18 protein-coding genes and 1 pseudogene are annotated in these 25472 nt (G+C 44.5%); 12 read left to right on the forward strand and 7 right to left on the reverse strand.

The genetic code is table 11. The annotated features are described in order from the left end of the window. The first annotated feature begins 8 nt into the window (after window positions 1-8). From hutU to hutH, 5 genes are all read left to right on the forward strand, one after another. On the forward strand, window positions 9-1991 hold the full coding sequence (gene hutU / locus AC4PG5_RS02595) for a urocanate hydratase (protein ID WP_492029905.1): 1983 nt from the start codon (window positions 9-11) through the stop codon (window positions 1989-1991). A gap of 158 nt (window positions 1992-2149) precedes the next feature. Continuing rightward, the gene (gene ftcD / locus AC4PG5_RS02600; RefSeq protein ID WP_492029906.1) at window positions 2150-3052 is read left to right on the forward strand and encodes a glutamate formimidoyltransferase; all 903 of its coding nucleotides are present in this window, start codon (window positions 2150-2152) and stop codon (window positions 3050-3052) included. Between the two features lie 29 nt (window positions 3053-3081). Further along, window positions 3082-4338 (forward strand): imidazolonepropionase, encoded by a 1257-nt coding sequence (gene hutI, locus AC4PG5_RS02605; protein WP_492029907.1) that lies wholly within the window; start codon window positions 3082-3084, stop codon window positions 4336-4338. Between the two features lie 52 nt (window positions 4339-4390). Beyond that, window positions 4391-5020, forward strand: a complete 630-nt coding sequence (locus AC4PG5_RS02610; protein ID WP_492029908.1) for a cyclodeaminase/cyclohydrolase family protein — start codon at window positions 4391-4393, stop codon at window positions 5018-5020. Then, window positions 5017-6516: a histidine ammonia-lyase gene (gene hutH, locus AC4PG5_RS02615; protein ID WP_492029909.1), complete on the forward strand. Its 1500-nt coding sequence runs from the start codon at window positions 5017-5019 to the stop codon at window positions 6514-6516. Before AC4PG5_RS02610 ends, hutH begins: the two co-directional genes overlap by 4 nt. A 145-nt stretch (window positions 6517-6661) precedes the next feature. Here hutH and AC4PG5_RS02620 read toward each other — a convergent pair. From AC4PG5_RS02620 to AC4PG5_RS02650, 7 genes and pseudogenes are all read right to left on the reverse strand, one after another. Continuing rightward, window positions 6662-7129 (reverse strand): annotated as a pseudogene (locus tag AC4PG5_RS02620) (HipA domain-containing protein); the annotation flags it as partial. Window positions 7130-7239: 110 nt separating this feature from the next. Then, on the reverse strand, window positions 7240-7908 hold the full coding sequence (bioD, locus tag AC4PG5_RS02625; protein ID WP_492029910.1) for a dethiobiotin synthase: 669 nt from the start codon (window positions 7906-7908) through the stop codon (window positions 7240-7242). A gap of 431 nt (window positions 7909-8339) precedes the next feature. Further along, window positions 8340-9584, reverse strand: a complete 1245-nt coding sequence (locus AC4PG5_RS02630; RefSeq protein WP_492029911.1) for a malonyl-ACP O-methyltransferase — start codon at window positions 9582-9584, stop codon at window positions 8340-8342. Further along, the gene (locus AC4PG5_RS02635; protein WP_492029912.1) at window positions 9581-10558 is read right to left on the reverse strand and encodes a pimeloyl-ACP methyl esterase BioG family protein; all 978 of its coding nucleotides are present in this window, start codon (window positions 10556-10558) and stop codon (window positions 9581-9583) included. The genes AC4PG5_RS02630 and AC4PG5_RS02635 overlap by 4 nt, the downstream gene beginning before the upstream one ends. Before the next feature lie 155 nt (window positions 10559-10713). After that, window positions 10714-11880 (reverse strand): 8-amino-7-oxononanoate synthase, encoded by a 1167-nt coding sequence (locus AC4PG5_RS02640; protein ID WP_492029913.1) that lies wholly within the window; start codon window positions 11878-11880, stop codon window positions 10714-10716. Window positions 11881-12059: 179 nt separating this feature from the next. After that, window positions 12060-14474 (reverse strand): adenosylmethionine--8-amino-7-oxononanoate transaminase, encoded by a 2415-nt coding sequence (gene bioA, locus AC4PG5_RS02645; RefSeq protein ID WP_492029914.1) that lies wholly within the window; start codon window positions 14472-14474, stop codon window positions 12060-12062. A 196-nt stretch (window positions 14475-14670) separates the two neighbouring features. Further along, complete coding sequence (locus AC4PG5_RS02650; RefSeq protein WP_492029915.1) at window positions 14671-15276, reverse strand: NanQ anomerase/TabA/YiaL family protein; 606 nt, start codon at window positions 15274-15276, stop codon at window positions 14671-14673. A gap of 350 nt (window positions 15277-15626) precedes the next feature. Here AC4PG5_RS02650 and AC4PG5_RS02655 point away from each other — a divergent pair, with 350 nt between their 5' ends. The 7 genes from AC4PG5_RS02655 (at window position 15627) to catA (ending at window position 25421) form a co-directional block, all read left to right on the forward strand. Further along, window positions 15627-18932 carry a SusC/RagA family TonB-linked outer membrane protein gene (locus AC4PG5_RS02655; RefSeq protein ID WP_492029916.1) on the forward strand — a complete coding sequence of 1102 codons (3306 nt, stop codon included), beginning with the start codon at window positions 15627-15629 and terminating at the stop codon, window positions 18930-18932. Window positions 18933-18944: 12 nt separating this feature from the next. Continuing rightward, a complete protein-coding gene (locus AC4PG5_RS02660) occupies window positions 18945-20489 on the forward strand; it encodes a SusD/RagB family nutrient-binding outer membrane lipoprotein (RefSeq protein ID WP_492029917.1) in 1545 nt (514 codons plus the stop codon). Between the two features lie 18 nt (window positions 20490-20507). Then, window positions 20508-21611, forward strand: a complete 1104-nt coding sequence (locus tag AC4PG5_RS02665) for a glycoside hydrolase family 18 (RefSeq protein WP_492029918.1) — start codon at window positions 20508-20510, stop codon at window positions 21609-21611. Between the two features lie 17 nt (window positions 21612-21628). Then, a complete protein-coding gene (locus AC4PG5_RS02670; RefSeq protein WP_492029919.1) occupies window positions 21629-22762 on the forward strand; it encodes a BT_3987 domain-containing protein in 1134 nt (377 codons plus the stop codon). Window positions 22763-22785: 23 nt separating this feature from the next. After that, window positions 22786-23718 carry a DUF4999 domain-containing protein gene (locus AC4PG5_RS02675; protein WP_492029920.1) on the forward strand — a complete coding sequence of 311 codons (933 nt, stop codon included), beginning with the start codon at window positions 22786-22788 and terminating at the stop codon, window positions 23716-23718. A 122-nt stretch (window positions 23719-23840) separates the two neighbouring features. Further along, window positions 23841-24665: a bifunctional hydroxymethylpyrimidine kinase/phosphomethylpyrimidine kinase gene (gene thiD / locus AC4PG5_RS02680; RefSeq protein ID WP_492029921.1), complete on the forward strand. Its 825-nt coding sequence runs from the start codon at window positions 23841-23843 to the stop codon at window positions 24663-24665. Window positions 24666-24755: 90 nt separating this feature from the next. Continuing rightward, window positions 24756-25421, forward strand: a complete 666-nt coding sequence (catA, locus tag AC4PG5_RS02685; RefSeq protein ID WP_492030669.1) for a type A chloramphenicol O-acetyltransferase — start codon at window positions 24756-24758, stop codon at window positions 25419-25421. The last annotated feature ends 51 nt before the right edge of the window (window positions 25422-25472 follow it).

Consider the following 25472-nt stretch of genomic DNA (forward strand, 5'->3'; position numbering starts at 1 on the left):
TATTTATTATGAAGATCGCTCTTTTTGACACTTTGCCGGCATACCCTACTTTCAAGAGTGGGATAAGACGAGCTCCCGATCGAGGTTATTCATTAACACCCGACCAAACTTCCGTGGCATTGAAAAATGCTTTACGATATATCCCGACTAAATTTCATGCACAATTGATCCCGGAATTTCTGGATGAATTGAAAACACGCGGACGTATCTATGGTTATCGGTTTCGTCCGGAAGGTAACTTGAATGCTAAACCGATCGATGAGTATCGCGGGAAGTGTATTGAGGGTAAGGCTTTTCAAGTCATGATCGATAATAATCTTTGCTTTGATATCGCTTTGTATCCGTATGAACTGGTGACTTACGGTGAGACCGGTCAGGTTTGCCAGAACTGGATGCAATATCACTATATCAAGAACTATCTGGAAGAGCTTACTCAAGAACAAACCTTGGTCATTGAGTCGGGACACCCTCTGGGTTTGTTCCGTTCATCGCCCGATGCACCTCGCGTGATTATCACGAATGGCTTGATGATTGGGCAATTCGATAATTTGCACGACTGGAATGTGGCGACTCAGATGGGAGTAGCCAACTACGGACAGATGACGGCCGGTGGATGGATGTATATCGGTCCGCAAGGCATCGTGCATGGCACATTCAACACGTTGCTCAATGCCGGACGTATGAAACTCGGAATACCGCAGGACGGTGATTTGAGGGGACATCTGTTTATCTCTTCGGGTTTGGGTGGCATGAGTGGTGCTCAACCGAAAGCGGCTGAGATTGCCGGAGCAACAGCCATCATCGCGGAGGTCGACCGTTCACGTATTGAGACGCGTCACTCGCAAGGATGGGTGGGACATGTGGCCGAAGAGGTGGAAGAGGCTTTCCGCTTGGCCGATCGGGCAATGGCCGATAAAGTGCCTTGTTCTATCGCTTACCATGGCAATATTGTCGACTTGTTGGAGTATGCCGAACAGAAGGGAATTAAGGTTGAACTCTTGTCCGACCAGACCTCTTGCCATGCGGTGTATGAAGGGGGCTATTGTCCCGTGGGGCTTACTTTCGAGGAGCGTACACGCTTATTGCATGAATCGCCGGAGGCTTTCCGCCAACAGGTGGATGCATCGTTGAAGCGTCACTTTGAGGTGATTAAGAAGCTGGTGGCTCGCGGCACTTATTTCTTCGACTATGGAAACTCGTTTATGAAGGCGATCTATGATGCCGGAGTGATGGAGATCTCGCGTAATGGCATCGATGAGAAGGATGGATTTATCTGGCCGAGTTACGTGGAAGATATCATGGGACCGGAGTTGTTCGACTATGGTTACGGACCGTTCCGTTGGGTGTGTCTGAGTGGAAAACATGAGGACTTGATTAAGACGGATCATGCAGCAATGGCTTGTATTGATGTCAATCGTCGGAGTCAGGATCTGGACAATTATAATTGGATTCGCGATGCGGAAAAGAATAGTTTGGTGGTCGGCACTCAGGCTCGTATCCTCTATCAGGATGCGGTGGGACGGATGACGATCGCTTTGCGTTTCAATGAGATGGTACGTAATGGAGAAGTGGGTCCGATCATGCTTGGTCGCGATCATCACGACGTGAGTGGTACCGATTCGCCTTTCCGTGAGACGTCGAATATTAAAGATGGCAGTAATGTCATGGCCGATATGGCGGTGCAATGCTTTGCCGGCAACTGTGCCCGTGGAATGAGCTTGGTGGCTCTGCACAATGGGGGCGGTGTAGGAATCGGAAAAGCGGTGAACGGTGGTTTCGGTATGGTGTGCGACGGTAGCGAACGGGTCGACCGCATTCTTCGTTCGGCCATGCTTTGGGATGTTATGGGAGGTGTGGCTCGTCGTTCATGGGCACGCAATGAACATGCCATTGAGACGTGTGCGGACTTTAATCGGGAGTATGCCGACGGCTATCACATCACAATGCCTTTTGTGGCCGATGAGGAGTTGATCCGTAAGGCGTTGAAGTAGACTATTTATTGGAGCAAATCATCAGATGAGATGGATCATCGCACGAGATTATCACACGAGATCATCTGATTAAATTAATCTTTATCTCTGATTCTTTTATATATTGATTTTTAGACTATTAATCTTAATATCTTAATAAACACTTAAATAGAATAGCTATGAGCTGGAATAAAATTGTAGAATGCGTGCCTAACTTTAGTGAAGGACGTGATTTAGCTAAGATAGATCAAATTGTTTCTCCTTTTAGAGGAAAACCCGGAGTGAAACTCTTGGATTATAGCAATGATGAAGATCATAACCGCTTGGTGGTGACGCTGGTTGGCGAACCGGAGGCTTTGCGTGATGCCGTGATCGAGGCTATTGGAGTGGCTGTTCGGCTGATCGACTTGAATCATCATCAAGGACAACATCCTCGTATGGGTGCGGTGGATGTGGTGCCGTTTATTCCAATCAAGAATGTGACTATGGAAGAGGCTATCGCCCTTTCTAAGGAAGTGGGACAGGCTTTGGGCGAGAAATATAACTTACCGGTATTCTTATATGAGAAGTCGGCTTCGGCTCCTCATCGTGAGAACTTGGCTGCGGTACGTAAAGGCGAGTTTGAAGGCATGGCTGAGAAAATTAAATTACCCGAGTGGAAACCGGACTTCGGACCGGCTGAACGTCATGCAACGGCCGGAACAGTGGCTGTTGGAGCACGCATGCCGCTGGTAGCTTATAACATTAATCTAAATACGAACGATCTGGAGATCGCTTCGAAGATTGCCAAGAACATTCGCTATATCAATGGTGGATTACGTTTTGTGAAAGCCATGGGAGTAGAGCTGACCGACCGTCACATCACACAGGTGTCGATCAACATGACTGATTATAGCCGTACGGCACTTTATCGGGCGTTCGAGTTGGTACGCATCGAGGCTCGTCGTTATGGCGTGAGCATTGTGGGAAGCGAAATTATTGGTTTAGTACCGATAGAGGCTCTGATCGATACGGCTTCGTATTATCTGGGATTGGAAAATTTCTCTATGCAACAAGTACTAGAGTCTAGAATCATGGAATAATGAATTCCTATTAGATGTGAACGTTAATCATGACTAGAAACCTTATTATTTATAATGCACGGGTGGTGACCCCTACGGGCTTTTCGGCTCGTAAGGGCGCGACCATGTCGCAACTGACTGTCCTTGAACAAGCAACGGTGGAGGTGACGGACGGGATAATCACTTATGTCGGACCGAACCGTGGTGAGAAGCATGAGGGTTTTTATAATAAATACTTTCATGAGGATGCCAAAGGGTGTTGTTTGCTTCCTGGATTTGTCGATTCGCATACGCATTTTGTGTTTGGCGGACAGCGGGCAGAGGAGTTCTCTTGGCGATTGAAAGGGGAGAGCTATATGTCGATCATGGAACGGGGTGGAGGTATTGCCAGTACGGTAAAAGCGACTCGGGGATTATCGTTCGATGAGTTACGTGAATCGGCTGCCGGTTTCCTCAAAAAGATGCATCAGATGGGGGTCACAACCGTTGAAGGAAAGAGTGGTTATGGGCTCGACAGAGATACCGAACTTCGTCAACTGGCCGTGATGCGCAGTTTGAATAATGACCCTCAAAAACGTGTGGATATCGTATCGACTTTTCTGGGTGCACATGCTCTGCCTTCGGAATATAGGGGGCGTACCGACGACTATATCGAGTTTTTGATTCATGAGATGCTTCCTTTGGTTCACGATAACAACATGGCTGTTTGTTGTGATGTGTTTTGTGAGAAAGGGGTGTTCTCGGTTGAGCAATCGCGACGTCTGTTGCTTTCGGCCAAAAGTCGCGGATTTAAACTGAAGTTGCATGCCGATGAGATCGTAACGTTGGGAGGTGCCGAATTGGCTGCCGAACTAAAAGCGCTCTCGGCCGATCATCTGTTACAGGCTTCGGATGAGGGCATTCGGGCAATGGCAGAGGCAGGTGTGGTGGCAACCTTATTGCCGCTGACGGCTTTTGCGTTGAAGGAACCTTATGCTCGCGGACGTGAGATGATCGATGCGGGATGTGCGGTGGCTTTGGCAACCGACCTTAATCCGGGAAGTTGTTTCTCGGGGTCTATTCCGTTGACGATCGATTTGGCTTGTATTTATATGAAAATGAGTATTGAAGAGGTGATCACCGCACTGACATTGAATGGAGCGGCTGCTCTTGGTCTGGCCGATCAGATCGGTAGTATTGAGGTGGGTAAGAAAGGGGACTTGATCTTACTCCAATCGTCCGATTATAACATTCTTCCTTATTACATCGGCATGAATTGTGTGCAGACTACGATAAAAGAGGGAGTGTCTTATCCTGTCAACCTTTGATCACGACTCATTAATCTGATCACAAATATTTAACCTTATAATGAATAACACTATGTTAGTAGATTTGAAAGTAACCGATTTCTTAGATAAAGTGGCAGGAAGTGATCCTGTACCCGGAGGTGGTAGTATTGCTGCCTTGAATGGAGCGATTGCCTCGGCTTTGGCCGGGATGGTAGCGCGGCTAACCATCGGCAAGAAGAATTATGAATTGAGCGAGGAGATTATGAAGCATGTGGCTATAACGACTTACGAAGCGATGGAGGAGTTTGTGGCTCTGATCGATAAGGATTCTGAAGCCTATGATCAGGTATTCGCTTGTTTTAAACTACCTAAGGAGACGCCCGAAGAGAAGGCGGCTCGTAGTGCGGCGATTCAAGAGGCAACGAAACATGCGGCTTTGGTGCCGATGGAAGTGGCTAAGAAGGCATTCGAATTGATGCCGATGATTGCGGATGTGGCTCGCTTGGGTAATCAGAATGCAGTGACTGATGCTACGGTAGCGATGATGGCGGCTCGCTCGGCGGTGCTTGGCGCGTTGCTCAACGTTCGCATTAACTTGGGATCGATTAAGGATCGTGAGTTTGCCGAAGGGTTGCAAGCTGAAGCAGACGACTTGGAAAAGAAGGCCGGTCTCATTGAGAAAGAAATTTTAGATACAGTTAATCAAGATCTACGGTTATGAGCAAGAATGTATATCAAGTTGGCTCAGGAGAGCTAACCCTAGAGATCATTGAACATATCATCAATGATAATATCAAATTAGAATTGGCACCTGAAGCGATCAAACGGATTCAGGACTGTCGCGATTATTTGGATCGGAAGATTGCCGATTCGAAAGATCCCATCTATGGCATCACGACCGGCTTCGGTTCGCTTTGCTCTAAGAATATCTCATTGGATGAGCTGGGTACGCTTCAAGAGAACTTGATTAAGAGTCACGCTTGCAGTGTTGGCGACGAACTTCGTCCGGTGATCATCAAATTGATGATGTTACTCAAGGCGCATGCCTTGTCGTTGGGACATAGTGGGGTACAGGTGATCACGGTACAACGTATCCTCGATTTCTTCAATAACGACGTGTTGCCGATTGTCTACGATCGCGGGTCATTGGGGGCTTCGGGCGACTTGGCTCCGTTGGCGAACTTGTTCTTACCGCTTATCGGCGTTGGTGATGTGAATTATAAGGGACAAAAACGTGAGGCAATCAGTGTGCTCGATGAATTTGGATGGGCACCGGTGAAGTTGATGAGTAAAGAGGGATTGGCATTGCTCAATGGAACTCAGTTTATGAGTGCTAATGGCATCTTTGCGCTCTTGAAAGCGGGTCGTTTGGTGAAACGGGCGGACCTAATTGCGGCGATCTCTTTGGAGGCTTTCGACGGTCGTATCGATCCGTTTGAAGATTGTATCCAACAGATTCGTCCTCATAAAGGTCAGATTGAGACGGGAGAGGCGTTCCGCAAGTTGCTCGACGGTAGCGAACTGATCAAGCGTCCGAAGAAACATGTGCAGGATCCTTATTCGTTCCGTTGTATCCCTCAGGTGCATGGGGCGACCAAAGATGCGTTGCGGTATGTCACTTCGGTGTTGCTGACTGAGATTAACTCGGTGACCGATAATCCGACGATTTTCCCGAAAGAGGATAAGATTATCTCCGGTGGAAACTTCCATGGACAACCGTTGGCTATTTGTTACGACTTTATGGCTATCGCGTTAGCTGAATTGGGTAATATCTCTGAACGTCGGGTGGCTCAGCTCATCATGGGACTCCGTGGGTTGCCTGAATTCTTGGTGGCTAACCCGGGATTGAACTCCGGATTTATGATTCCGCAATATGCAGCAGCTTCGATGGTGAGCCAGAATAAGATGTACTGTTATGCAGCATCGAGCGACTCTATCGTGTCGTCGAATGGTCAGGAAGATCATGTCAGCATGGGAGCCAATGCGGCAACTAAACTGTATAAAATCATGTTCAACCTCGAGCATATCTTGGCGATCGAACTGATGAATGGTGCTCAGGGACTTGAGTTCCGCCGCCCACTTAAAACATCTCCGCTTTTAGAGGCCTTCCTCGCAGAATACCGCAAAGAGGTCCCTTTTGTGAAGGACGACGTGGTGATGTATAAGGAGATTCATAAAACCGTTGCTTTCATCAGTCGTAAAAAAATGATCTATTAAAAGATAAAGATACACTTAGTTCTTGTTTTGTCGATGTGATATCTGGTGGGCAAGAACTCTCATTTTGTTTATTGTTAGTAAGAATAGTTTTTTAGATGCCGGAAAGAATATCATTGGGGTTAGTTAGATATTCTTCCGGCATCAACTATTGGGCGACGGATGTCGGGGCTTCCGTCAAGATCTCTAGTTTGTTTTTTATAATAGATTGATATTGCACTTTCATATCTTCGGGGAGGAATGATCGATCTATATACTCAAACCACTTTTTTGAAACCTTTGTAAATTTAGCCAATAAATTGTCTATAATCTTTGTTTCCAGATTGCTATTGCTCATTGCGGCTTTGAAGTCAGATCGCTTAATTTTGCGTTTCTTTCCGTTCAACGTTAGAGCTAACTCTTCTGTATCTTCGGGCATCACTAGGGTTGTCGAAACCATGTCATAGACCGGAGTGAGTAAATAATGTCCTTTACGCAGGCTATACAGTGAAAAGTTTTTGAGGTGCATGTCTGCATTACCCGTCAGCCAGGAGAAAACAACCTGTTCCCAAAAGTTTACCACATCAAGTTTAGGTACATCGGAGTATTGCAGAATAAGTTTTGCTATCTGTTCATATAATGAAAATGTTTATAATTACACCCATTCGGGTATAAAACTAGTCAATGTGTTTGATATTATACCTTTTAGGGTATAATAATTAATGTGTTTATTTTATTTAGTGATTATCATTCGATCTCCGGCAGCAAGACAATGGCTGTTTCTGGAAAATGTTTCTTCAGGTACGTCGTGATGAACGATAAAGTGTCTTCTTGGATGGTTTTGTCCGCTACCGGTGGGTAGAGGTTGTAAACCACGGTATGAAGCTCTATTCCGCGATGTCGGATGGCTTCCAGACTCAATAGCGTGTGATTGATGCTTCCTAATTTCCCTGAGGTCACAAAGACGAGCGGATAGTTCTTCTCTGCGATGTAGTCGATTGTGAAATATTCTTCTGTGATCGGAACCATCAGTCCCCCTGCACCTTCAACGAGCACCCGATCATACCGTTCGGACAACTGCTGCGTGGCTTGTTCGATCTTGTGGAGATCGACCGGACGTTGATCGATGCGTGCTGCGAGATGAGGCGAGCAAGGGTAGGAGAAGATCTCCGGCATTGTTAACCCCTCTTGATCGTCGATAGTGGGTGCGATACCCATAATCTGACGATGGAGGTCAATGTCTTCGGAATGACCGACATTACCTGTTTGTATGAATTTCTGAGTGATGGTGCGTATTCCTTGAGCATTCCACTGTTGTGCCAGATAGCCTGTAGCATAACTCTTTCCGGCATCGGTATCAATGCCGCTGACAAATAGTATTTCTTGGAGTCTCTCTTTTCGTTTTTCTCTTTCCATGATGTTTTGTTATTTGATTTGGTTATTTAGTTCTATTGTTTCGTTTTATTATTTAGTTCTACTTTTTTCAATCGAGTTGCTCTTCAATTTAGTTTTATAATGACCGCACATCAGTGCCATGACGACCGTATGTTGCCGACACAAGCACCGTACTTCAGCGCGATGGCGACCGTATGTCGTGGGCACAACGACCGTACTTCACGATCACAAGCACCGTATCTCACGGACACAACGACCGCATCTCACGAGTATAAGCATTGTATCTTTGTCTGTTAACTCTTTTAGTGGTGTCAGTTAACTCTTTTGGTTGACCGTTTTTTTGTCTTATTCATCCCGTCGGTTGACTCTGATTAAACTGACTTTTAATTCGGGTTGACTCTTTCTCATTTTATTAATAAGATGAGTTGACCCTAGTTCAACTTATTCATAAATCACGTGGACTCCTTTTTCTTTTCTTTTTCCTTTTTCTTTGCAATGATGTAAATCGGGTGATAGGTGAGCAAAACCAATTTTGGGTTCGATTCTGGGTCTTTCTCATCACCAAATAAGTCGTAATAACGCGCACAAAAGTCCGAAAGATCTTTTCGTGTCCACGAATGATTGGCGTTTTGATGAAGTCCCGTAACCCCCGTTTGCTTCAAGTGATAGAGGACATCCATGGGCGAATGGAATCGCATTGGGATAGACTCCTCGCTCGAATAGATCAAGGTGTAGTCCTTGGCTAACCAGTTTTCTAACTCCTCTTTAGTATGGTAGGGAAGTCCGCGACCGGTGAGCTGCCGGATCTCAGTCATGTTCTTCTCGCCAAAAGTGCTGAAAGCCAGATAGCCCTCTTCTTTGAGAACCTCTTGACAACGAGCAAAAAACTGTTGGACAGAGTCGAACCATTGGAGGGTGGAGCAGGAGGTGATCAGATGAAGTTGTTCCGGAAAAGGGATCTTTTCGGCATCTCCGGGCAAGAAAGAGATCTTTTGGTTCGTTGGGTTCATTAAACGGCGACTTGGTAAACAGTGACTTGTTAAACAACTGCTTGTCGAATCGTCATTTATTGAATCGTCGTTTATTGAGTCATTGTTTGTTAAATCGTCGTTTGTCGAATCGTTGCCCATTGAATGGCTCCTTTCTGAACGACTGCTCATTGAATGGCTGTTCGTTAAACGACGACAACTGTCGAGCATCGGCTGACAGAGGTCGTTCAACCATAAATGATCGGGCCGAAGGTACTCTAATAGGAGTTGAGAATAGAATCCGGTGCCGCATCCGAGCTCGATGATTCGTGCATGATCGGTTGTCGTATACTCTTTCAACAGACGAATCATCTTTTTTGCAATTTTCTGTTGGACGTACGATTCCTCGGTGTAGGTCGCCACTGCTTTTGAGAACCGTTGGGCAACCAACTCTTTAGAAGGTGTCCTTTTAACGGTGGGCATGCTCTGCACGGCTGATGTATTCTCGACGACTGGTATACTCAGAATAGTTGGTATGCTCTGAACAGTTGGTATACTCTCGACGGCTGATATACTCTGCATGGCTGATTTCTGCTGACTCATGGGTGTACTTTCAATCTTGGATTTACTTTGAGTTTCGCTTATGATTTGAACGACGGTCTTGTTCTGAGTCGTTGATGTGCTCTGAATGATAGATTTATCCTGAATGATAGATTTATTCTGAATCATAGAGGGAGGATTGAAGGATGAAACCATTCGGTGAAGAGCTCCGGATCGTAATGGGCGACTTCTCGATACTCAATGATCGCAGCAATCCCTTCCCAAGCACGAGTCTGAGCATCGGGCGTAAAGATCTGGTCGCGTTGTCCAATGATGACTCGATCCCAAGTCTTATCATGGATTTTATCATGGGGCTTATCGCAAATGTTATCGGAAGACTTATCACAAGTGCTATCGGAAAGATTATCATAAGCATCATTACAAGCATCATTGCAAGCACTATTGCAAGTGCTATCGGAAAGATTATTCTGAATATTATTGCAGACATCGTTTCGAACATTGTCTCTAATATTGTCTCGAACATCATTACAAGCTCTATTCCGAACGTGATCGAAAGTCGTCTTTTCCTGAAGAGACGCCTCGTGATCATGTCGGGCAATAGCGGCCAGCTCCTCTTTTAAATCGTCGACCGATCGCTGAGCAGCGTGTGGCAGGAACTGTTGATAGGCTTTGGCCGATCCACACATCCGTCGGTAGAACTTGAGCAGCGACTGTTCGTTAAGCCCGTTAAGTGTTCCGTTGAAGATGACCGGTGCGATGCCTCGTTCTTCGTCAATGGGGTAGGGCGTCCCGTTGATTGCTATCCGTTGTGTGATGGGGAGATCGGTTACTCTAGAGAGAACGATGTCGGCCATACGAACGCCCATCGACCAAGCAACAACGGTGATCGAACGATACGATTGTAATTGGGTAAAGTCGAAATCCAACGAACGATAGTCATAGCAAATCATGAGGTCTGCGTCCAGGCTCGTATTTAGGTTCGCACCCAAGCCCGTATTTAGATCTGCGTCTAGCTTTGGGTCGAAGTCGTTCACTGATAAAAGGCTGTCCCCAATTGATAATAGATTTCTGTCCATTCCCCATCCGGCAAAGAATAAGATCAGATGCGTGGAATGCCCGTGTTGTATGTTATATTGTTGCATCGTTTGAAAATTAAATCAAGTGTTTGAAAATTGAATCAAGTGTTTAAACGTTGAATCAAGTTTATGTGAATGGTTTAAAATAACGTGAATCGATCATCTGAACGTTTAGGTCAAATTTTAGTTCAAACGTTTAAATCAAACGTTTAAATCAAATTTTAGGTCAAACCTTGAATCACAGTAATCAGTTGTCCGATCTCTTCTTCCGTGAGGTTGGCATTCAGCGAAAAGCGCAACCTTGAAGTCCCTTCGGGAACCGTTGGCGGTCGTACCGGAAGGACATAGAAGCCATGATCTTGTAGAGTTTTGGCTAGTCGTACAGCTTCACGGCTTTCTCCGGCCAATAGCGGCAGGATATGACTCGATGAGACGATCGGACCTCCCAAACGGGCGAGAGCGTCGTGCAACAGTCGACTGATGCGCTGAAGGTGTTCGCGGCGGTCGCTAAATCGCTCGAGCTGACTCAAGACAAAGGAGGTCCATTCGATGTTGATCGGTGGAAGCGCCGTGGTGAAGATCAAGGTACGCATCTTATTGATGAGATAATCGCGGATCGGTTGACGACAAACGAGATAGGCGCCGACTGAAGCGAGGGCTTTTCCAAAAGTGCCTACCAGAAAGTCGATCTCTTGAATACAGCCGTGTTCTTCCGCACAGCCCAGACCTCTCTTTCCTCGCACCCCAACGGCATGAGCCTCATCAATATAGAGCCAAACGTTTGGATAACGTTGCTTCAGCTCAACCAATCGGGGCAAATCTGCCTCATCGCCATCCATGCTGAAAACACTCTCCGATACGAGAATGATACGCTCAAACTGAGCATGATGCGTGTCGAGTAAGCGTGCCACCTGTTCCAAATCGTTATGTCGGAAGCGAATGCTCTTTGCTGTGGAGAGACGGATACCATCCACCAAGCTGGCATGGACGAGCTTATCGGCCAAGATCAAGGTATTGCTATCGCTGATGGCGGGTAAGATGCCCATGTTGGCATGATATCCGCTATTGAAGACCAGAGCCGCTTCCGTTTCAAACAGGTGTGCCAATTGTTCCTCCAATGTTCGGTAGATGGAGAAGTTGCCGGTGAGCAGTCGAGAAGAGGAGGAAGTAGGGATGAATCTCTCCGGGGTCAATCGATCGAGGAAGGCTCGCCGCAGATCAAGATCTTCGGCCAGTCCCAGATAATCGTTCGACGAGAGATTGAGCATCGACTGTTCCCCCACTTGGATCTGCTTCCCGTGATGATCGATCTGTGGTAAAGAACGGTAGTTGTCTACCGCTCTTAACTCATTCAGTCGTTGCTCTATTGAGATTAGTTGTTGTTCCATTTAGATTGGTGTAAAAGTGAAGTTGACTTTTATTGCTCCGTTATTGAAATTAGTTGTTGTTCCATTTAGATCAGTTGTTGTTGCATAGAAAAATGTGAAGTCATCATCATTGTTTGTTTTCAAATGGTTTTCGAGTTTAAATTTGTTTTTAAATTCAAGTCAACGTGGAGTCAACGATTTTAACTTTCAAGTTCTTGAACCACCTTCAACAAGCTCGAGGTTAACCGGCGGAGTTGTTCCCGACTGATGATGAATGGTGGCATGATGTAAACCAATCGTCCGAAAGGTCGGATCCAAACCCCTTCCTCCACGAAACGGCGTTGGATGAAAGCCATGTCGACTTCCGATCGGGTTTCTATGACGCCAATGGCACCCAATACCCGCACGTCGGCTACTTGTGGAAACGCTTTGGCCGGTGCCAGCTCTTCTTTCAGTTGTTGCTCGATCTGATTCACCTTGGCTTGCCAATCGGAGGAGAGCAGAAGTTCTACCGAAGCTGCGGCAACGGCACAAGCGAGTGGATTGCCCATAAATGTTGGTCCGTGCATGAAGACTCCGGGAGCATGGTTCGAGATGGTGTCGGCTACTCGGTTGGTGGTGAGCACGGCCGATAAAGTCATATACCCACCGGTGAGGGCTTTGCCGATACACATGATGTCCGGTTCTACACCTGCATGTTCCCAAGCAAAGAGCTTGCCCGTACGTCCAAAGCCTGTTGCGATCTCGTCGAAGATCAGCAAGACACCATGTTCGCGACAAAGCTTTGAGGCTTCGCGTAAGTATTGTGGGTGGTAAAAGCGCATTCCGCCTGCACCCTGTACGATAGGTTCGAGGATGAACGCAGCAAGGTTGTCTTGTTCTTTCTCGAGCAAGGCGCGAAGAGGCTCGATCTCTTGGGGATCCCATTCACCGTGAAACGTGGAGTGAGGTGCCGGAAGGAAATGACGAATCGGCAACGAGGAACCGAAGAGGCTGTGCATGCCGGTCACCGGATCGCAAACCGACATGGCATTCCAAGTATCTCCGTGGTAGCCTGAGCGAATGGTGACGAAATTGTTCTTTTGCGGTTTTCCGGCGGCATACCAATATTGAATGGCCATCTTTAGAGCAACCTCGACGGCTACCGATCCTGAGTCGGCGTAGAAAATCTTTTGTAGGGAAGGGGGAACGATCTTCAGTAGCAGCTGACCGAGTTGAATGGCGGGGTCGTGGGTCAAGCCTCCAAACATGACATGCGACATCTTCCGGAGTTGATCGTTAACCGCTTGGTTCAGAACCGGATGATTGTAACCATGTACCGCACACCACCAAGAAGACATCCCCTCGATCAGGGTTTGCCCGTTGTCGAGCGTAATGGTAGCCCCTTCGGCCGATCTGACTTTATAGACCGGTAAAGGATGGGTGGTCGAGGTGTAAGGGTGCCACAAGTGTTCACGATCGAACTGAGAGGCCGGGAAGTGATACCCTTCTTCAACGATCATCTTTTTATCGTCGGCAATCTTTGTTCCGATGGTGGTTAAGAGGTCGCCCACGAGTGCAGAGTTAATACCGATGTATAGGGCTTTGCGAACGCTATCTTGCGAGAGTCGCATGCGACCTCCGCCAAAACGGAGGTAGACCGTTGGATTGATGAAACGGAAGAGGGCGATGGTCATCAAGACCTCTTCTTCGGTGATTGGAGGGGTGTCTTCTAGCGGAGTGCCCGGTATCGGACTGAGAATATTGATCGGAATAGAGGTGATCTGGAGTCGTTTTAAGGTAAACGCAAATTCAATGCGTTGTTCTAGGCTTTCACCCATGCCGATAATGCCACCGCAACAAACGTCCATTCCCACGCGGCGGGCGGCTTGGATGGTTTCTATCTTTTCTTCTTGGGTATGCGTCGAACAGAGGTTCGGGAAATACGATGGAGCCGTTTCTAGATTACAATGATAGCGTGTGATGCCGGCTGAGTAGAGCGATCGGAGTTCGTCTTCATTGAGTAGGCCGAGTGAGGCACAGAGCTTGATGGAGGATTGTTGACGAAGGGTGTGAACGGTGTCACAGAGGGATGAGATTTGTTTGGGAGAAGGCTTTCGGCCACTGGTGACCAGGGAAAAACGATTGATTTGCTGACGTTCGTTATATTGAGCTTGACGTAGACATTCGTCGGCCGGGAGTAGACTGTAGGTCTTAGCTGCAGTTTGATAGTGAGAAGATTGTGCGCACCATTTACAGTTTTCTGAACACTTGCCCGATTTGGCATTGATGATGGAACACGTATCGAACTCTTTGGAAGCGCGAGCTTCGGTGATCTCATGTGCGGCTGCATAAACCGCTTCACGGTCGGCTAGGGTAGCCAACCAGATGGCCTGATCGATAGAGATATCGATACCGGCCAAGACTTGGTTTTTAATTTCTTCAATAGTCATAGAACTAAAATGAGGTAAAGTTTGAGCATTATTCTGTTTAAGCAGAGCATCAGCCAAGACATTATGATGCAGATGGCCGATCAGAACCTGACGGCCCAGACTGGCAAATGCAGCATAGTTCTTCCTTCCCCAATAACGGAATCGGAGCAGGGTAGTGCTTGTTTTTCTAATGACTGGCTTCATGAATATGCGATTGTATTTATTTAATTTATTTGAATTTGTTTGAATCAAGTGGTTTCTCTTTAATCCGTTTCTCTTTAATCCGTTTCGTTTGTTGGTTAAGATTTGTTGATTAAGATTTGCTCATCAAGGATTGTTTAAAAATTATCGATTATCAATTAGAGGTCGTTGATCAAGGCTCCTTTATCACTGGTGTTGTTTAATTGATGTATTCTATCTTGGCAACAATCACTCGTATCTTCTCACCGGTCTTTCCGGTTCTTAGCAATGCTTGGTGATAATCTCCCGGGAAAAAGATAAAGAAACAGTTCGGAGTGGAGTCGACATATTTCATTCGTGTCGATTCGTAAAAAGTCACATCCGGCTTATATTCTGTGATGGGTTTAGCATGTTTGGCTGAGGTTAGACCAAATCGTTCGGTACCGGTCACCACATACTGTAGGTCGATCGTGTGGCGATGGCCTTCGATCTTTCGTTTTGAAGCCTCTTGTGTTATGGCATCTTCTACATTAATATAAACGTGATCACCGTCGACCGGATAACGTCCCGCAGGCATTTGCGCTAAATCGTGAGTGGCCAACCATTTAAAAGTCTTATCCCATACCGGTTTGTTCTTGTGATATTGTTCTGCAAACACCTTATAGTTTGTGGTTCGATGAGGCATGGGTTGGAATCCGTTGGCCCATTCACCTTGTTTGGCCCATTTACGGGCTTGTCGGGTGGACCACTCTTGCGCATTCGCGGTATGGGCTAGGCCAATCATTAAAAGGAATAGGCCGATTAGAAGTCGTTTTGTCTGTTTCATATGTGTCGAATATTTATCTTTCTTAGGGCAAAGATAACGGAATTTATAGGATGTGGAAAAAATAGAAAATGATTTTTTCTTTAAAAAGATGATTAGAGATGGGGGCATCGTTTCTCGGCTTATAAACTTTTTGAAAAAAAATGTAGGATGACTTTAGTAAGGTTTGCATGTAAACTGTATTAATAGTAAATACAAGCTTGCTATTTGTTAACCAACTTTAAAAAATATAATATTGTGCATTATGAATTATAGCTAAATCCCCATTATTACGTAGGATATAGTCCTATCCCTCTTATAAGTATTTTAATACCTTAATTACAATAACTATTACTAAACAAAAAACCATCAAAATGAAAAAAAACATTAAACACAAGTTTAGACACTTGTTCTTTTTTCTGTTGATTATTCCGGCATTCATTTATGCTTCGGCTCAGGAAGCGTATGTGAATTTTAACCTAAGAGATGTGCCATTGGGCAATGTCTTATCTGAAATAGGAAAACAGACTTCTTTTTCGATAGTCTACAGTACGAGTGATATTAATCCTAGCCGTATTGTGTCTATTAAAGCTTCAAATGAAAAGTTGACTTCAGTGATGAACCGACTTTTGAAAGGAATGAACATCACTTACTCTATAGTGGACGGACACATTGTTCTTTCCGTAAAAAAAGAAGCGAGCAAGCAGCAAAAAAATAAAATGAAACTTTCGGGAAGTGTGGTCGACTCTAAAGGAGAGCCGCTTATTGGCGTGAGTGTCTTTGTTAAAGGAGACAAGACCGGAGGGATCACAGATATAGACGGTAATTTTACTATTCAAGCGGCGAAAGGGGATCTCATTGAGTTCTCATACGTTGGATATACGTCGAAAGTTGTTGAAGTGGTCGATGCTAAAGTCTTAAAGATCGTATTGAGTGAAGATACAAAGGTTTTGGACGAAGTCGTGGTTACAGCTTTGGGTATCAAACGTGCTCAGAAAGCATTGAGCTACAATGTGCAAGAGATTAAAGGCGACGAGCTGACTGCGGTTAAAGACGCGAACTTTATCAATTCACTTCAAGGAAAAGTAGCCGGTGTTCAGATCAACAATTCTGCCGGTGGTATCGGTTCTGCTTCAAGAGTGGTGATGCGCGGAAGCAAATCAATCACAAAAGATAATAATGCTCTTTATGTGATCGATGGTATCCCAATGTTTAACGTTAGCTTTGGTGCATCAAATGGTGCATATGCCACTCAGAGCGGATCGGACGGTGTGGCTGATATCAACCCGGACGATATTGCAAGTATCAATATGTTGACTGGCCCTTCCGCTGCTGCTCTATACGGTAGTGAGGCGGCAAACGGTGTGGTACTTATCAATACAAAGAAAGGAACAAAAGAAAAGACGACATTGAACTATACAAATAGCACGATGTTCTTGAATCCTTATATCATGCCGAAGATGCAGAATCGCTATGGTAATCATAGTGGCGATTTCGGAAGCTGGGGAAATCTGACCGACAAACGTTATGACCCGGAGAAGTTCTTTAATACAGGAGTTAACGTAATCAACTCGGTTTCGTTCTCTACCGGAACAAGTCGTAATCAGACGTATGCTTCGATCTCGGCAACCAATGCTATGGGTATTTTGCCTAACAATAGCTATGACCGTTATAACTTCTCGATCAGAAATACCGCGACTTTCTTAAAAGAGAAGATGACGGTAGATGTTGGTGCGACTTATGTGGTACAGGATGATAAGAATATTACTGCTCAGGGACAATATTTTAATCCTCTACCGGCACTTTACCTTTTCCCGCGTAATGAGAACTTCGAGGAGGTACAGTTGTTCGAACGTTATAGCGCTAGCCGTGATCTTTACACTCAGTTCTGGCCTTATGGTGATAACGGTTTGAGTTTGCAAAATCCTTACTGGATCATGAAACGTATGAATCGTGAAACATCGAAGAAACGCTACACACTTAATGGTTCGGTGACTTATAAGATTGCGAATTGGATTAATGTGGGTGGTCGTCTTAAAATCGATAATTCGGATTTCCGTTTTACACAAAAACGTTATGCTTCAACTCTGACCACTTTTGCCGGAGACAATGGTTATTATTCTGATCAAATGCGTACCGACCGCCAGATCTATGGTGATGTGATGGTGAATATCGACAAACGGATTGCAGACTTCTCTATTTCTGCCAATATTGGAGCTTCAATCACCGATTTACAATATGAAGAAATGGGTGGAGCCGGAGACTTAGCCGGTATTGCCAACTTCTTTACGACTAGAAATATTAACTACGAGAACAATTATAAGCCTAAACAATTTGGTTATCACGATCAGACGCAAAGTGTGTTTGCTAACTTGGAGATGGGTTGGAAGAGTATGGTTTATTTAACCTTAACCGGAAGAACCGACTGGCCAAGTGCTTTAGCTTTTACTAAAAACAAATCATTCTTCTATCCGTCTGTCGGAACATCTGTCGTTCTTAGCGAGATGTTTAACCTGCCGGAAGCGATTTCTTATGCAAAGATGCGTGGATCGTATAGTAAAGTGGGATCTTCTTTTTCTCGTTACTTGTCGAATCCGGGTTATGAATTCAACGAACAATCGCATCAATGGGCTTCAGCAACCAAAATGGCGGCTCTTAATTTAGTACCTGAAGATACGCAGTCTTGGGAATTTGGTTTGAACCTTCGCCTCTGGAACGACTTCTCTTTTGATGCCACTTATTATAAATCGAACACATACAACCAAACATTTACTATAACTCTTCCATCTTCAAGTGGATATTCATCTGCAACTTTACAAACCGGAAATATTCAAAATGAGGGACTTGAATTGGCTCTTGGATATGGACACACTTGGGGTGATTTCTCTTGGAACACCAACTTAACTTATACCTTGAATCGCAACAAGGTTAAACGTCTAGCCGGAGGAGCTAAGAATCCGTTGACCGGAGAGGTCATTGAAATGGATGAATTACGTCTTGGAACACTTGGCTTCGCCGGTTATGGACCTCGTGTCATACTCAGAGAAGGTGGTACAATGGGCGATTTATATGTCGATAAAGGTTTGAAAACCGATGGTAATGGCGCGATCTGGGTGGATTCTCAATCGGGTAAATTGGCGGTAGAGACTTACGATGCTCCTAAAAAAGTGGGAACGATGAATGCTAAATATAATATGGGATTCAATAACACCTTTGCTTATAAAGGTTTGAGTTTAGGCGTGGTGTTAACGGCTCGTGTCGGTGGACTCGTGGTTTCTAATACTCAAGGTGTACTCGATTATTATGGCGTTTCTGAAAACTCGGCAGTGGCTCGCGATAAAGGTGGCGTTTCGATCAACAATGGTTTCGTCGATGCGAAGACGTATTATCAAACAGTTGGTGGTGCAACAGGAGGTTTAGGTCAATATTACTTATATAGTGCGACTAATGTTCGTTTGCAAGAGTTGAACTTGAATTATACTTTACCGAAAAAATGGTTTAAGAATAAGGTCGGATTGACTCTCGGTTTGGTGGGTAAGAATCTTTGGATGATTTATTGCAAAGCTCCTTTCGATCCGGAAATGACTCCGTCTACCACAAGTAACTACTACCAAGGAGTGGACTATTTCATGCAACCTAGTACGCGAAATATTGGATTTAACGTTAAACTTTCATTCTAAAATTATCGAAACATGAAAAATAAAATATGGAATATTGTCGCCATTGCTGCTATTTCTCCATTGTTATGCTGTTGCACAGGTAACTATGAGGAATACAATACTAATCCTTACGAACCTCATAAATTAAATCCTCCGATGCTTTTTGCACAGATGATTACAACAGGCATCAATGTTCAACAGAACGACAACCAGATGATCGACCAAATGGTTGGTGGCCCGTTCGGTGGTTATCTTACCATGGCAAACTCTTGGGGAGGATCAAACTTTAATACGTATAATCAGACGGATAGCTGGAATCAGATTCCGTTTAATACGCCTTTTGAGAAATTCTATCCAAACTACTTTAAGTTAGAACAGGCCACCGGAAGTAAAGGACATTTCTGGGCCATGGCTAAGTTGCTTCGTGTAAATACCATGCATCGGGTGACCGACTGTTACGGACCAATTCCTTATGGCATGATTCAAGCGGGTAAGATTAGTGTGGCATACGACTCACAGGAAAATGTTTACAAGCACATGTTTGAAGATTTGGACTATGCGATTAAGACCTTAAAAGATTTTGTAGCTGAAACGTCACTACGTCCTTTGGCGGGATACGATGCGGTTTATAACGGAGATTATAAGATGTGGATTCGCTATGCTAACTCTTTGAAGTTGCGATTGGCGATGCGTATCAGCAATATCGCTCCGGACTTTGCTAAAACTAAAGCTGAAGAAGCGGTTATTGATCAGGGAGGATTGATTGAAACAAACGATCAGAATGCCATGGTTAATGTTGGAGCTGAACCTAATCCACATTGGTTAGTTGGTTTCGGTTGGGGTGAAATTCGTGCCAATGCAACCATCATGAGTTATATGAATGGTTATGAAGACCCTCGTCGTGCCGATTATTTCACTGAATCAACTTTAGCCGGTGATAAACTATATGCAGGTATGCGTTCAGGTTTAGCGGGAGTACAACCGGCTACTTATAAGCAATACTCTATTCCAAACTATGAGCAGAAAGATAACATGATGATGTTCTGTGCTGCTGAAGTGGCTTTCTTACGTGCAGAAGGAGCCTTGAGAGGATGGAACATGGGTGCCGGAACCGTACAGAGCTTTTATGAGCAAGGGATCAGATTATCTTTTGAACAACATAAAGCAGGCGGAGTCGATGGTTATCTAGCTAACAATACCTTAAAACCGGAAACATTTGCTGATGTTAAAGGTAATGCGAGATGTGGTTATGTTCCTAAAACTCAAATCACGATTGCTTGGGATGAAGCGGCAGCTTTTGAAGAGAAGATGGAGCGTATCATTACTCAAAAATGGATTGCAAACTTCCCATTGGGTTTTGAAGGCTGGGCAGATTATAGAAGAACCGGTTATCCGGAGATTTTCCCAACGGTCGATAACTTGAGCCAAGGGGTGATCAATACAGAGCGTCAACAACGTCGTTTGTCTTTCCCATTCTCTGAGAAAAAAGGAAATAGTGCCAATGTAGAAGCTGCTGTCGGATTGCTTGGTGGTCCTGATACTGGTGCTACAGACCTTTGGTGGGCTAAGAAAAATTAAACTCTAAATGAATTTATTATGAAAAAAAGATCTAGTATATATATAACATTATTCACACTCATGGTTAGTGTGATGTTTGGGTGTAGCGATTGGACGGACTCTGAAGCAAAGGACTTCTTTGAAAAGCCATCAGAAGATTATTACAAGAATCTTAGAGAATACAAGAAGAGCGATCATCAAATGTGCTTTGGCTGGTTTGGTAACTGGACCGGAAAAGGTTCTTCGATGGTGAACTCTATGATGGGACTTCCCGATAGTGTCGATTTTGTTTCTATTTGGGGAAACTGGAGAAACTTAGATGAAGCTAGAATTGAGGATAAACGATTGGCTAAAGAGGTGAAAGGTATTCGTGCTTTAGTGTGTTTCATTGTGGCTAATGTTGGTGATCAGCTGACTCCTTCAGAGGTTCGTCAGAAATATGCAGAGAATGGATTTGCTTCCGAGAGTGAAGCGGTGAAAGATTTCTGGGGATGGGTCGATGGTGATGATGAAAAGATACAAGCGGCCATCGATAAGTATGCCAATGCAATTTGTGACACCATCGATAAGTACGATTATGATGGATTCGATATCGACTATGAACCTCATTATGGCGCTCCGGGTAACCTAGCCGGAGGTCCTGGAGGAACAAATCGTATGGATCTGTTTGTAAAAGCGTTATCGAAACGCATCGGACCGAAATCGGGTACGGGACGTTTGTTGGTAGTAGATGGTGAACCTCAATCGATGCCTGCGGAAACAGGACCTTATTTCGATTACTTCATCGTTCAAGCTTATAGCTGTTCTGGTGATGGCAATCTTGATAGCCGATTGAAAAGTACAATTGACAACTTTAAAGATGTGTTGACTCCTGAAGAGGTGGCAAGCCGATATATCGTGACTGAAAACTTTGAGTCGTTGGCACAAACTGGAGGTACTAATTTCACTGATCGTTATGGAAATAAGATGAAATCGCTTGAGGGAATGGCTCGTTGGTCACCTATTATTGATGGCAAATTGATACGTAAAGGTGGAACAGGTACTTATCATATGGAGTACGACTATCCTAATCAAGATGCAACTTATATGGAGTATCGATATATTCGCCGCTCTATCAGCATCATGAATCCCTCTGTTAAATAATAAAACCGATTACTGTTATGAGACAATTTAAAATAAAAAATTATGCATTAGCGGGGTTAATTTGCTTCAGCATGTTGACCGGCTGTGATAATGCTGAATATAAAACCATTGATAATGCGATTTATTGGGAAGAAGCATCTACTGCTTTGGCAACCAAAGTGACGGTGGATCCTCAATCGCCTATTACAACTTCGATTAAAGCTCGCTTGGCTGCTCCTTTAACATCGGATTTAGAAGCTGAGATCGAGATTGATCAAGACTTTTTGAATCAGTACAACCAATCAAATATGGCTTCTTTCGAAGTCTTGCCTAAAGAGTTCTATTCTTTTGATAAAAAGGTGGTGATTAAAGCGGGTGAGGTTGAAGCGCTTTCCACTGATATCTCAATTTTACCTTATCAAACTCCTAACGGTGAGCAATATGCTCTTCCTGTAAAGTTGAAGGTGACAAAAGGCGACGTGACTTCTATCGGGCAATCCGGTCATTTTATTCTTTTACTTAACCAACCGCTCGTACAGTCTGTTCCGCAACTTCGTTCGGCCAATAAGGCGGTGACTAACCCGGATATTCCATGGAATGAGGTGACTAGCGAATGGACCTTAGAAGCTTGGGTACAAATGGACGGTTTCGCGATCAACAACCAAGCACTCTTTAATTCCGGAGGTAAAGGAACAGAAGTTTATATTCGTTTCGGGGATGCTTCAATTCCATACAACTCGTTGCAGATTAAGACGCAGGGTTCTCAGGTAAATACCGTGACTCTGTTTGAAGCTAATAAATGGTATCATGTGGCTATCACTTGTAGCTCTAGCGGATTGGTAACGGTTTATATTAATGGGGTTAAGGATGTGGCTCTTCAAACGAAGGGAGCGCCGACAAACTTCGAACAAATGCAGATCGTTTCTAGTGGAAGCTGGTTCCGTAACCGTTGTATGATGGCTCAACTTCGTCTTTGGAAAGTCGCTTTGACACCGACGCAGATTCTGTCGAATATGTTCTATGCGGCGAAATCAAGTGATTCTAACTTGATGGGATACTGGAAGATGGATGAAGCTGAAGGTAATGTCTTCAAAGACAGCACACCTAACGGTAGAGATATGACTGCCGGAGGAACATTCACTTGGACTGAGAAAATTCGTTTTGATAAATAACTGATTCAATGAAAGATCATATTATGAAAAAAATATATCATCAATTATTCATGATTTTAGGCTTATGCGTCATGGGGTTAAACACGTCTTGCAGCAATGACGCTGACTTCAATGAATGGAAGGCCACGTATGTATATCTCGAGAGAGCTGACCACTTGATCACTCAAAAAGTGTATAACCTCTCTCATGATGCTACTGGAATCTCAGGCGACGAAGTCACGACGACTTTTGTGGCTAAAATCCAGAAGCCGATATCTTCGGATATCGTGGTCGATTTATCGACAGTCTTTGGTCAGGATCAAACTGATCAGGTACAGATGAGCAAGAAACAAGTCACCATTAAAGCCGGAGCAACCTCTTCTGAAGAGGTTACGGTATCTGTTCCGGATTGGAGCTTCCAATTGGATAACCTTGCAAAAACAACTTATGCGTGGTCGATTTCTATCAACGCTCTTAACAGTAAGGATGGTAACGTTCGTGTGAGTAGCAATCTTGGAACGATCAACCTTTCGGTGGTGAAGAGTGCTTTCATAAATATTGCATCTGGAGTTCCGACAGAGGGTGCATTAGTGGCAGATCGTTCGGGATGGAACTTAAAGGTTGAAGATGGTACACGTGGTGGAGCTGTGACCAATCTTATCGACGGTAAAACAAATACTGACATTGCACGCGATGGTGGAGAAGGATTTTGGATCACTGTCGATTTGGGTCAGGTCTTAACGTTGACCGGAGTACAAGCTCGTTTCTATGGTTCTTACTATAGTGCTCGTAATGTCGAACTATTTGTGTCGAAAAATGGTGTGGAATGGGTTTCACAAAGTTCTGTCGAGACTTATGGCAGCATGCAAAACATCCGTTTCTTACAACCTGTTGAAACACGCTATTTGAAATATGATATGAATAGAATAAGTTCCAATACGGTAAGTGTTACAGAATTTAATGTATATGCCAAATAAGTAGGGTTTGGTTATTGTTCATTACTCTTTTCCGACAAGGAGAGAAACGGCGACGTTTTTCTCCTTGTTTTTTTATGTCAATGAAAAAACAGCTATCTTTGTTCGACTAATCGATGAGACTAATGAATAAAAAAACTTATTGCAAGGTGCTTACCATTGCCGGAAGTGATTCGGGTGGTGGGGCCGGTATTCAGGCTGATATTAAAACGATTGAGGCACATGGCTGTTTCGCGACCTCTGCCATTACGGCTATTACGGTGCAGAACACTCTGGGCGTACAAGCGGTTTATCCGGTAGACGCCGAAGTGGTTGTACAACAAGCGAAAGCCGTTCTTGAAGATATCGGAGCCGATGCTATAAAAATAGGGATGCTTTGTCATGCTGAGATTGTGAGACGGGTGTCTGAACTCTTGGCGACCTATTCGGTTCGGAATGTCGTTCTCGATACAGTGCTGGCTTCAACTTCAGGCCGCAAGATGCTCGATGATGAGGGCATTGATGTTTTAAGGGAGGTCTTGATTCCTTCTGTGAGAGTCATCACACCGAATCTTCCTGAAGCTGAAATTTTACTCGGTCAGTCTATTCCTAATGATGAGTTTAGGTCCAATGATCGGTCGCTTGGCGATTATGCAAAGCGTCTATCTTTCGGTCGTAAAGTCTCGGTGTATTTAAAGGGAGGACATCTGAAGGGTTCGAAGTTATGCGATTGGTTTTACAATGCAGAAACGGATGAACTGATTAAGATGGAAAGCGATCGCATCGATACGGTGAATACTCATGGGACCGGTTGCACCCTTTCATCGGCCTTGGCGGCCGGCTTGGCTCAGGGACGCTCGCTCAATGAGGCGGCCAATGATGCACATACGTATGTCCGTCAAGCCATTCAGAGCGGGGCTGACTTTTCTATTGGTGAGGGGCATGGTCCGCTGAATCATTTCTTTCGCTAGAGCAAAGTAATGAAAGAACAAATTAATGGAAGAATGAATGAAAAACTAATTTGAGTGAAGACTCTAAATACAACGCTAAATCAACTGAACATGGCTTTATTCCAACCGATTGATCTTGAGACGTGGAAACGTGCTCCATATTATCTCCATTTTTACGAGCAGACTCGATGCACTTATAGTCTGACCACGAACTTGAATATTACTGCTCTCTTGCAACATGCAAAGTTGAAGGGGGTAAAACTATATCCGATTTTGCTTTATGCACTAACTCAAGTCGTCAATCGGCATGAAGAGTTTCGGACGACAATTAATAAAGATGGGGTCTTAGGATTCTGGCAAGAATCAGTCCCGTCTTATACCATATTTCACCCTTCGGATGAAACGTTCTCTACCTTATGGACAGAGAGTAGAGGAGGGCTAGAGGAGTTTCTCGTTTCTTACGCCTCCGATATGGCGACTTATGGACATAACTCCGGGCTTTGTATAAAACCGGAAATGCCAGAGTCTATTTTTCATGTTTCCTCTTTACCTTGGACGACGTTTACTAGCTTTAATATTAATGTCTTTTCCGATGGCAGTTATCTATTGCCTATTTTTACTTGGGGAAAATATGTTGATAATCAGGGTGAATGCCTCATTCCACTTGCCGTTCAAGTCCATCATGCTGTGTGCGATGGTTTTCATGTTTCCCGGTTGATTTCCGAGTTGCAAGAGCAGTTAGATGGTCTTGCTCTTGAGATTTCATCATGGAAATGATCCCTAAGAATTATTAGGGTTAAAAAAAGTAAAATAAGGGCCTTACTGCTC

This window comes from Bacteroides sp. QWL-09, assembly GCF_058683585.1.

Bases quoted from the DNA above. Each gene is read 5' to 3' on its own strand.
- hutU (WP_492029905.1), top strand. From the start codon at position 9: ATGAAGATCGCTCTTTTTGACACTTTGCCGGCATACCCTACTTTCAAG.
- ftcD (WP_492029906.1), top strand. From the start codon at position 2,150: ATGAGCTGGAATAAAATTGTAGAATGCGTGCCTAACTTTAGTGAAGGA.
- hutI (WP_492029907.1), top strand. From the start codon at position 3,082: ATGACTAGAAACCTTATTATTTATAATGCACGGGTGGTGACCCCTACG.
- AC4PG5_RS02610 (WP_492029908.1), top strand. From the start codon at position 4,391: ATGTTAGTAGATTTGAAAGTAACCGATTTCTTAGATAAAGTGGCAGGA.
- hutH (WP_492029909.1), top strand. From the start codon at position 5,017: ATGAGCAAGAATGTATATCAAGTTGGCTCAGGAGAGCTAACCCTAGAG.
- bioD (WP_492029910.1), bottom strand. From the start codon at position 7,908: ATGGAAAGAGAAAAACGAAAAGAGAGACTCCAAGAAATACTATTTGTC.
- AC4PG5_RS02630 (WP_492029911.1), bottom strand. From the start codon at position 9,584: ATGATTCAGAATAAATCTATCATTCAGGATAAATCTATCATTCAGAGC.
- AC4PG5_RS02635 (WP_492029912.1), bottom strand. From the start codon at position 10,558: ATGCAACAATATAACATACAACACGGGCATTCCACGCATCTGATCTTA.
- AC4PG5_RS02640 (WP_492029913.1), bottom strand. From the start codon at position 11,880: ATGGAACAACAACTAATCTCAATAGAGCAACGACTGAATGAGTTAAGA.
- bioA (WP_492029914.1), bottom strand. From the start codon at position 14,474: ATGAAGCCAGTCATTAGAAAAACAAGCACTACCCTGCTCCGATTCCGT.
- AC4PG5_RS02650 (WP_492029915.1), bottom strand. From the start codon at position 15,276: ATGAAACAGACAAAACGACTTCTAATCGGCCTATTCCTTTTAATGATT.
- AC4PG5_RS02655 (WP_492029916.1), top strand. From the start codon at position 15,627: ATGAAAAAAAACATTAAACACAAGTTTAGACACTTGTTCTTTTTTCTG.
- AC4PG5_RS02660 (WP_492029917.1), top strand. From the start codon at position 18,945: ATGAAAAATAAAATATGGAATATTGTCGCCATTGCTGCTATTTCTCCA.
- AC4PG5_RS02665 (WP_492029918.1), top strand. From the start codon at position 20,508: ATGAAAAAAAGATCTAGTATATATATAACATTATTCACACTCATGGTT.
- AC4PG5_RS02670 (WP_492029919.1), top strand. From the start codon at position 21,629: ATGAGACAATTTAAAATAAAAAATTATGCATTAGCGGGGTTAATTTGC.
- AC4PG5_RS02675 (WP_492029920.1), top strand. From the start codon at position 22,786: ATGAAAAAAATATATCATCAATTATTCATGATTTTAGGCTTATGCGTC.
- thiD (WP_492029921.1), top strand. From the start codon at position 23,841: ATGAATAAAAAAACTTATTGCAAGGTGCTTACCATTGCCGGAAGTGAT.
- catA (WP_492030669.1), top strand. From the start codon at position 24,756: ATGGCTTTATTCCAACCGATTGATCTTGAGACGTGGAAACGTGCTCCA.